Genomic DNA, 8,412 nt, shown 5'->3' with positions numbered 1-8,412 from the left:
CAAGGAGAGTTGTTATGAACCGAAATATGCTCGCAATGGTCGCCGCACTGCTGATCGCGGTAACCGGCGCTTTTTATGCCACCGTTGCCACTGCTGAGAAAGGCATGGATAGCGCCCATGCCTATGCGCCCACAGACCCCGGTTTGAAGGTCGCCACCTTTGCCGGAGGTTGTTTCTGGTGCGTGGAAGCCGGGTACGAAAAGATCCCCGGCGTGGTAGAGGCCGTTTCCGGCTATGCAGGCGGAGAGGAGCCTAACCCAACTTACCAGCAAGTCGCTTCCGGTAGCACCGGGCACACAGAAGCTGTGCAGGTGTATTACGATCCGAAAGAAATTACTTATGAAGGGTTGCTGCAGGGCCTATGGCGAATGATGAACCCGACAGATGCCAACGGCCAGTTTGTGGACCGTGGCCAACAATACCGCCCGGCGATTTTCTACCAAAACCCTGAGGAGAAGCGTTTGGCTGAAGCGGCTAAAAAAGAGCTGCAGGCTTCCGGTATATATGAAAACCCTGTGGTGATTGAAATTACGCCCTTGAAAACCTTTTATGCGGCTGAAAAGTACCATCAGGATTACTACAAAAAGAATCCTGTGCGCTACAAACTCTATACCTTCAACTCTGGACGCTATCAGTTCATTGAAGACGTTTATGGTGAGGATTATGAGCTGGATTTCAGCCAGTTCAAACCCGACAACAACATGCAGAGCAGTGCTAATGAGTCTGCCAAAGGCACAGGTGCGGCAGAGAAGAAGGGCTTCGACCCAAAAGCCTTCGTTAAACCAAGCAGCGAAGCGCTGAAGCAGCGCCTTACCAGCACCCAGTACGAAGTAACACAGAACGACGGCACCGAGCGTGCCTTCAGCAATCCTTACTGGGATAACAAACAACCGGGTATTTACGTGGATGTTGTTTCCGGCGAGCCGCTGTTCTCTTCCCGCGACAAGTATAAGTCTGGAACCGGCTGGCCAAGTTTCACCCGCCCGTTGAGTTCAAGCATGGTTGTAGAGAAGGAAGACAACGGGTTTTTCATGAAGCGCACTGAAATCCGCAGCCGCTTTGCCGATTCGCACCTTGGGCATGTGTTTAACGATGGTCCGGCCCCAAGTGGCCTGCGTTACTGTATGAACTCGGCAGCGCTGAAGTTTATCCCGCTAGAGGACATGGCTGAGGCCGGTTACGGCGACTGGATTCCCGAGGTAAAGGCGTCGCAGTAAGCGCTAAGCCGTTTAATAACCATTAGAGCCACAAATCGCCGATGGGTGTTTGCAGGCTGAAGTGATGCTGGATCTGCGCCTGCAGCAGTTCGGCAGTGGCAATGGCATCTATCAAAGCGTTATGGGCCGCATAGTGAGGCAGTCCATAGCGCGTTCTGCTGTCTGAAAGGCGAATGGATACCGGCTTTTCCCCAATCATGCGCTTGAAGAAAGAGGGTTGGCGATCCGGGTGCAGGTGCGCCTCAATAGCCATGGTATCAACCAACGGAAATCGAATGCCTTCATTCAGGCGGTATTGGAGCGCCACATCCAGAAAAGGTCGCTCGATATGCCGGAAGTGCACCACTGGAATTCGGCCGTTCAGGCTGGCGAATACCTCCTCAAGTATCTGAGACAGATCCGGAGCCTTTTCGATATCGGCGTGGGTAATGCCGTGGAAGGTGACAGACATTTGATGCAGCGGCAGTTTGGGCCGCACGATCCAGTGTTTTGCCTGACTAAGCGAAATGGCATCTAGCGTGAAGGGCACTAAGCCGATGCTGACAATAGAGTGCGCCTCTGATTCCAAACCCGTGGTTTCAAAGTCCAAGGCCACCATAGGGACTTCGCAAATGGGTGTGTCCGGGGCAACGCAACCGGCTTCGTAAAAGGCTTTTAATACCGGCGCCTTGGCATGCTTTGCCAGAGTTTGAAACTGCTCTGGCCATGGCAGGCTTTTGATGTCGTCTGGCACTGAGGGGATATCAGACATGCCGCGTTGCCTGAGAGTTGTAACGGAATCTTAGAAACTTCTGAGCATTGCTCACAACTTGAAACGCATCTTTAAGATGGCTGCGCTCGAACGGCGACAGGTCTTCTGGGCGCACGTTGTTATCCGGCTCGCCTCCCGCTTCTAGGGTTAGCGCCTGATGGCGGATACGCACAATGGAGATGAACTCCAGAGCGTCTCTCAGGTTGCTCAGATCGTCATCCATAATCAGCTTGGTTTTGCTGATACTTTTTAGCCGCTCGAAGGAGTTCTGAGCTTGTGAGGCGCATGCCAGCGCATGAATTCGGATTAGGTCCGATAGAGGCGCTGTACCCCGACGCTTCAGATTGAAAGTTTTTTGATGCTTGCCGTCTTCCTCAAGTACAAAGGTGCGGAAGAAGCCCAGAGGGGGAGTCCGATTGAGGGCGTTGCGCGCCATTAGAGTGAGGAAAAGCTGGCTCTTACTGGCTTTGTCTGCAACCAGAGACTTGAGCTCTTCAGCAAACTCTGTGCGACCGTATATGCCGTCCAGATCAAAGAAAATGTTGCTGTTAAGCAGGGCCTCGGCTTTAGGATTTTCAATCCAGTCGGTAAAGTAGCTGCGCCATACTTTTAATGGCTGGCGCCATTTCGGATTGGTTGCCATGATATCGCCGGTACAGTAGGTGTAACCGCACTCTGCCAAGCCATCAGATACAAACTTCGCCAGCTCAAGAAAATACGCGTCGTGCTCTTCCGGCACAAAGCTGTCGTCCAGAATCATGGCATTGTCTTGGTCCGTCACAACCAGTTGTTCATCCCTGGCCATGGAGCCGAGCGCCATAAAGCAGTATGGCACCGGCGGTGGCCCCAGTTTTTCCTCGCCCAACTCCAGTAGGCGCTGGGTAAAGCTGCGACCAATGCCTGCCATGGCACTGCCGATCATGTGGGAGTTGGCGTCCTCATTGACCATGCGTACAAAACTGTCGCGCACATCATTGCTGATTTTCTTTAGGCCTTTCACATGCTGCTGATGGAAGATGTTGCTCACCAGATATAGGCTGCTCTGGCTTTCGTATCGCACAATATCGGCAAGGGCGATCACGCCACGGACTTCCTCCCCGTCTATTACCGGCAAGTGGTGCACGTTGTTGTGCAGCATGGTGAGCATGGCTTCAAAAACATAGCTGCTGGCGCGGATGGTAATCAGCCCTTCAGTCATGATTTCGCTGATGGGTGTTTCGGAGGGCAGTGCTTCGGTGACCGCGCGGGTGCGCAGGTCTTTGTCTGTAATAATGCCTGTGAGGCGGTCGCTTTCGCACTTATCTCCGCACTCTTCGTCCATCAGCAGCAGCGCTGAAACACCTTGATCCGTCATGATTCGTGCAGCTTCTTGCAGGCGCACGGTGGTGGGTGCCGAGACGGTTTTACGGGAAATCAGGCGGCTAACGCGGGAGGTCATCAGCGCGTTGGATTTTTCCCGACGGGAGACCGCTGAGCGCAAACGGCTGCGGTCCTCGATCTCCACAAAGTCTGCAAAGTTCTCGTCGTTTTCAAACAGGTTATGAAAAGTTTCGGCAGGAATGCTATACAGCAAGCTGTCTTCCAAGGCCCGGGCTGGAAACCTGACCTGACCCCGCATCAGCAGGCCAAACTGACCGAAAATCTCGCCTTCACCTATACGGTTATAAAGCTCGCCGGAACGTCGGAAAATTTCCACGGCACCGCTACGCACATAGTACATTCGGGTACTGATTTGCCCGGTCTCTGTTATCTGGGTTCCCGCCCGCACGTAGCTGATTTCTATGCTTTCGGTGAGCTGATTCACCAGCTCCTCCGGCATGTCATCAAACGGGGCATGCTGGATAAGGTGGTTGCGAATGTCGATCAGTTCAGCCTGCATGCTGTCTCCCGGGTGGAATTGGATAACGCCTGCTCAAAACTATAGCAGAAACCGCCGTTTAGGCAGTGAGACCTTCGCCGAAAGGCAATGTCGATGCAAGGCTGTGTATTTGGTCTTTTGCTTTGCGGCGTGTTGGGCGGTTAGCATGCCAGCTTATCCGATAGGAAAATAATCAACCATCATGCATACCCTTGTTCTAGGCGGTATTCGTTCCGGTAAAACTGCGCTTGCAGAGCGGTTGGCGGGTGATACTCATAACTCCGTGGTGTATTTGGCAACGGCCACAGCCGGCGATGATGAAATGCGCCTGCGCATTCAACGCCACAAGCAACAACGCCCAGCACAGTGGGGTGTTGAAGAAGAATCCCTTGCCCTGGCCCCGGTGCTTGCCCGCCATGCACTGGCTCAAAGCCCGCCCTGCCTGTTGGTGGACTGCATGAGCTTGTGGGTAAGTAACCTCTTGCACGCAGGAGAAAAAACCTTCGCTTATGAGCGAGAAGCTTTCTTGAATGAGGCAAGCCGTTATCCCGGCGAGCTAGTGATTGTTAGCAACGAAGTTGGGCTAGGCACCATTGGCATGGACCCGCTTACCCGTCGCTTTGCCGACGAGTTGGGGTGGCTTAACCAATCATTGGCAAAGGTCAGCGACAAGGTGGTGATGAGTGTCGCCGGGCTGCCTATGGTGCTAAAGCCTTGAATGCGCCGTGGGCGACTAAGCTCTGGAATTTTCCATGAGCTGATGTGTCCACCTGTATTCTGCTTCGGCAAGCATAAGGTGTAGCGAGGCTGGAGAAGGCATGTTCCAGTGGGATGTTCATAACATCTGCAATGAGCATTCTGATCACGCCGCCATGGCAAACGATCAGGACTTTCTGGCCTGAAAGCTGTTGTTGCCAATGCTGCCAGCTTTCAACAACACGGTCGTTAAACGCTCTTGCCGTTTCGCCCCCGGGCGGCGTGTTGGCAACTGGATTTGCCCAGAACTGGCTGAGCCTTTCGCCATCGCTCGCCATAACCTCATCCGCGGTGCGTCCTTCCCACTCTCCAAAATTGATTTCCCGCAGGCGTTCGTCCTTATGCAGGGGGATGCTGTACCTATCTGACAATTCCTGTGCAAAGTGAACGCAGCGCAGCATAGGTGATGTGACAATAGCATCCCAAGTATCGACTTCCGTAATGGCGTCGCGCATTTGCTGCCAACCAGCCTCGCTCAGCGGGTCGTCTTTACTGCCGCGATACATGGGGCCGCCTTCTGGCTCGCCATGGCGAATTAGGTCAAATAGGGTTGTGCTATCAGCCATAGTGGAGATGCCCTTGCTAGGTGTTCGCTGTATGAGTTCGCTCTGGGCAGTAGGATCTTCCAGATGAACTCTTTTACTGGTCTTTGTTGCTTACGCCAGCGTCTTCAAAGCTGGCCATATTGTTATGTAGTTCACAAGCTGCCCTAAGCAACGGAATGGCGACAGCCGCGCCGCTGCCTTCACCAAGGCGCATGCCCAGATCAAGTAGTGGTTCGGCGTCTAATGCTGCCAGAATCGCTTGGTGGCCTGGCTCAGCCGAGCGATGGGCAAACAGCAACCAATCGCGAATACGGGGCTGCTGGCTTACTGCAAGCATTGCTGCTACTGAAACAATGTAGCCGTCGATCAGCACCGGGATAGATCGTGCGGCGCAGCCCGCAATGGCACCTGCTAGGGCCGCAATTTCAAAACCACCGAAGGCCTTGAGCACAGCAATGGCATCCTGACCATCATCGTCGTTATCGTGGCGTTGAATCGCAAGGATGATAACTTCGGCTTTATGGCGCACACCGGCAACATTCAGGCCAGTACCCGGGCCAGTTAGCTTCATGGGGTTTTTGCCCATGAGCGAACTGGCAATGGCGGTTGCAGATGTGGTGTTGCCTATGCCCATCTCGCCGCCAATAAACAACTGGCTGCCTTTGTCGGCCGCCCGTTGGGCTGCGGCATCACCATGATTTAGGGCGGCGCAGACCTGCTCGTTGGTCATGGCGTCGGTGGCGGCAAAGTTGCGGGTACAGGGGGCGATGCGAGCGTCTATAACACCGGGTAGGTCGGGTGCAACATCGGACACGGTGCCAAGGTTTACAACTTCCAGCTCCGCACCCAGAGACTTTGCGAGCACGCTGATGGCCGCGCCGCCATTGGCAAAGTTGGCAATCATTTGTGCCGTAACCGCTTGCGGATAGGCCGATACACCTTCCTCGCAAATGCCGTGATCACCGGCAAAAACGCTGATCTGTATGCGGTCAAGTGTTGGCGTGTCCGTTCCCTGCAGACCAGCCAACTGAACGGCTGCGTTTTCCAGTCTGCCCAGAGAGCCAGCTGGTTTGGTCAGAATGCTTTGACGTTGGGCGGCCTGTTCAAAAAAGCGTACATCGGGCTGCTGGGGAGAATTGATCCAACTACTGGGAAACGACATTTCACATACCTTCATGCATCAATAGACCGTAACGCAGAGTGCTTTTACGGTGATCAGGGCTTAGGTTCAAAACAGTATGGAGCGGGATCATACTCCGACTGGATGGAATCAGGTAGGCTTGACGGCTTCACCTTCTGACCAGCCCGGAAATACCTGTGTTGTTATTCGCTCTATTGATTGTCTGCGTGCTTGCTCTGGCCCTTGATGTTCGGCTTGGTGAGCCGCGTCGCTGGCACCCGGTAGTCGGGTTCGGGCGCTTGGCCATTGCGCTGGAAAAGCGGCTTAATACCGCCCCCCAAGACCCACTTCGAAGCCTGCTGGCGGGATTGTTTTCGGTGTTCTTGCTCACGGCGCCTTTGCTGGGCCTCGCTCTCTGGTTATCGGTGAAGCTTGATGGTGTGTTGCTGATGCTGGTACAGGCGGTAGCCTTATGGTTGGCTATCTCTTTGCGAGGGCTGGCAGAGCATGGCAAGGCTGTTGCGGAACCCCTGAGAGACGGCGATCTTGAAAAAGCCCGGGATCAAGTGAGCCGTATTGTAAGCCGTAAGGCCAGCGCCTTGGATGAGCAAGGCGTAGCGGCTGCAGCAACCGAATCTATGTTAGAAAACGGTGCAGACGCCGTGTTTGCCAGTTTGTTTTGGTTTCTGGTTGCGGGAATGCCTGGGGTGATACTGCATAGAATGGTAAACACTCTGGATGCCATGTGGGGCTATCGCACGCCACGGTTTCTTTATTTTGGCCGGGTGGCAGCACGGCTTGACGACCTCATGGGTTGGGTGCCCGCCCGCCTGACAGCACTTACTTATACGCTGTTGGGCCAAAGGAAGTTGGCTTGGCGGTGTTGGCAAAAACAAGCACCACAATGGGACAGCCCCAATGCCGGGCCTGTTATGGCGGCAGGTGCAGGCGCACTGAATGTTCGGCTTGGTGGCCCCTCGCCCTATCCCTCGGGGGTTAAACACCGCCCTGTTTTGGGAGGCACCCAGAATGCGAGTCCAGACAGTGTAGAGGGTGCGATTGGTTTGGTGCAGCGCGGCGTTTGGCTTTGGCTTGGCGTCATTCTGGTAGCTACGGCACTTTTGATTTTGCTGGTGTGCTTACAATGATGTTGGAGCATGGCGGGCGCTTAAACAAAGCGGCGGAGCGTTGGGGCATTCCCCGTGCGCAGTGGCTTGATCTGTCTACCGGGATCAATCCCATTGGCTGGCCAGTGCCTGAGATACCGGCGGAGTTATGGCAGAGATTGCCAGAAGCCGGTGATGGACTAGAAGCAACGGTTCGGCAGTGGTCAGGAACGCCGTCTTCAGCTGTTTGCGTGCCTGTGCCCGGCAGTCAGGCTGCGATTATGGCGCTGCCGAGGTTACGTAAACCCTGCCGTGTGGGTATACCCGTGCCCGGGTATCGCGAACACGGGTACAACTGGCGGGAAGCGGGCCATAAGGTTGTTCCTATTGGCCCGAGGCAAACCTGTGGCGGAGCATCGGGTTGCGATGATCGCTGGCTGGATCAGCTAGATGTGATGGTGTGGATTAATCCCAATAATCCCACCGGAGGAATCATACCGCCCTCTACGTTATTGCGCTGGCATCGGCGGCTACAAAAGCGTGGCGGTTGGCTGATTGTTGATGAAGCATTTATGGATGCTACGCCCGCGTTCAGTGTGGCTCATCAAGCCGGAGCGCCAGGCTTGATTGTGCTGCGGTCGTTGGGAAAGTTTTTCGGGTTGGCGGGTGTGCGCGCCGGGTTTGTGCTGGCGGACGCGGTAGTGGCTAGCTCCTTGCAGAGCGTTTTAGGCCCATGGTCGCTGAGCGGGCCAGCGCGTTACGTGATGCAGAAGGCACTGAGTGATTACAACTGGCAACGGCAAGCCTTGCACAGATTGCGCAGGGACTCTGATCGGTTGCGAAGTATGCTCCAGAAGGTTGGCTTTGCACTTGTCGGCGGTAGCCCATTGTTTCAGACAGTCTGGGTAGATCAGGCACGAACAGCGGCGGAAGGCTTTGCGCGCAATGGCCTGTTGGTTCGGTATTTCGAACAGCCAGAAATGCTGCGATTCGGACTGCCCGGAAGCAACCGCGACTGGGAACGGTTGGAGCGGGCAATGATGCGGCTTGGTTAGCTGC

Annotated in this window: 8 protein-coding genes; 4 read left to right on the top strand and 4 right to left on the bottom strand. The window is 54.8% G+C overall.

The features are described from left to right. Window positions 1–14: 14 nt before the first annotated feature. Window positions 15–1,217, top strand: a complete 1,203-nt coding sequence (gene msrB / locus MWU62_RS01360) for a peptide-methionine (R)-S-oxide reductase MsrB (protein WP_247113067.1) — start codon at window positions 15–17, stop codon at window positions 1,215–1,217. Window positions 1,218–1,239: 22 nt separating this feature from the next. On the opposite strand, the gene MWU62_RS01355 is transcribed toward msrB, so the two are convergent. Further along, window positions 1,240–1,968: a 3'-5' exonuclease gene (locus tag MWU62_RS01355; protein WP_247113066.1), complete on the bottom strand. Its 729-nt coding sequence runs from the start codon at window positions 1,966–1,968 to the stop codon at window positions 1,240–1,242. Further along, on the bottom strand, window positions 1,961–3,847 hold the full coding sequence (locus MWU62_RS01350; RefSeq protein WP_247113065.1) for a DUF294 nucleotidyltransferase-like domain-containing protein: 1,887 nt from the start codon (window positions 3,845–3,847) through the stop codon (window positions 1,961–1,963). The genes MWU62_RS01355 and MWU62_RS01350 overlap by 8 nt, the downstream gene beginning before the upstream one ends. A gap of 181 nt (window positions 3,848–4,028) precedes the next feature. Here MWU62_RS01350 and cobU point away from each other — a divergent pair, with 181 nt between their 5' ends. Beyond that, window positions 4,029–4,544, top strand: coding sequence for a bifunctional adenosylcobinamide kinase/adenosylcobinamide-phosphate guanylyltransferase (cobU, locus tag MWU62_RS01345; RefSeq protein ID WP_247113064.1), 516 nt, complete (start codon window positions 4,029–4,031; stop codon window positions 4,542–4,544). Here the strand turns inward: cobU and cobC are convergent. Both cobC and cobT read right to left on the bottom strand, forming a co-directional pair. Next, a complete protein-coding gene (gene cobC / locus MWU62_RS01340) occupies window positions 4,525–5,148 on the bottom strand; it encodes an alpha-ribazole phosphatase family protein (protein WP_247113063.1) in 624 nt (207 codons plus the stop codon). The two genes, cobU and cobC, sit on opposite strands and share 20 nt — an antisense overlap. 73 nt (window positions 5,149–5,221) lie before the next feature. After that, window positions 5,222–6,289, bottom strand: a complete 1,068-nt coding sequence (cobT, locus tag MWU62_RS01335) for a nicotinate-nucleotide--dimethylbenzimidazole phosphoribosyltransferase (RefSeq protein WP_247113062.1) — start codon at window positions 6,287–6,289, stop codon at window positions 5,222–5,224. A 149-nt stretch (window positions 6,290–6,438) separates the two neighbouring features. Here cobT and cbiB point away from each other — a divergent pair, with 149 nt between their 5' ends. Together cbiB and cobD are read left to right on the top strand one after the other, a co-directional pair. Continuing rightward, window positions 6,439–7,395, top strand: a complete 957-nt coding sequence (gene cbiB / locus MWU62_RS01330; RefSeq protein WP_247113294.1) for an adenosylcobinamide-phosphate synthase CbiB — start codon at window positions 6,439–6,441, stop codon at window positions 7,393–7,395. Then, complete coding sequence (gene cobD, locus MWU62_RS01325) at window positions 7,392–8,408, top strand: threonine-phosphate decarboxylase CobD (protein WP_348645616.1); 1,017 nt, start codon at window positions 7,392–7,394, stop codon at window positions 8,406–8,408. The genes cbiB and cobD overlap by 4 nt, the downstream gene beginning before the upstream one ends. The last annotated feature ends 4 nt before the right edge of the window (window positions 8,409–8,412 follow it).

This window comes from Marinobacter sp. S6332 (genome assembly GCF_023016045.1).
In the GTDB taxonomy this organism is placed as follows: domain Bacteria; phylum Pseudomonadota; class Gammaproteobacteria; order Pseudomonadales; family Oleiphilaceae; genus Marinobacter.
The sequence above is the reverse complement of the archived record's forward strand: the minus strand, read 5'-3'. Positions and strand labels throughout refer to the sequence as shown.

Coding starts and splice junctions, on each gene's coding strand:
- msrB (WP_247113067.1), top strand. CDS start 15: ATGAACCGAAATATGCTCGCAATGGTCGCCGCACTGCTGATCGCGGTA.
- MWU62_RS01355 (WP_247113066.1), bottom strand. CDS start 1,968: ATGTCTGATATCCCCTCAGTGCCAGACGACATCAAAAGCCTGCCATGG.
- MWU62_RS01350 (WP_247113065.1), bottom strand. CDS start 3,847: ATGCAGGCTGAACTGATCGACATTCGCAACCACCTTATCCAGCATGCC.
- cobU (WP_247113064.1), top strand. CDS start 4,029: ATGCATACCCTTGTTCTAGGCGGTATTCGTTCCGGTAAAACTGCGCTT.
- cobC (WP_247113063.1), bottom strand. CDS start 5,148: ATGGCTGATAGCACAACCCTATTTGACCTAATTCGCCATGGCGAGCCA.
- cobT (WP_247113062.1), bottom strand. CDS start 6,289: ATGTCGTTTCCCAGTAGTTGGATCAATTCTCCCCAGCAGCCCGATGTA.
- cobD (WP_348645616.1), top strand. CDS start 7,392: ATGATGTTGGAGCATGGCGGGCGCTTAAACAAAGCGGCGGAGCGTTGG.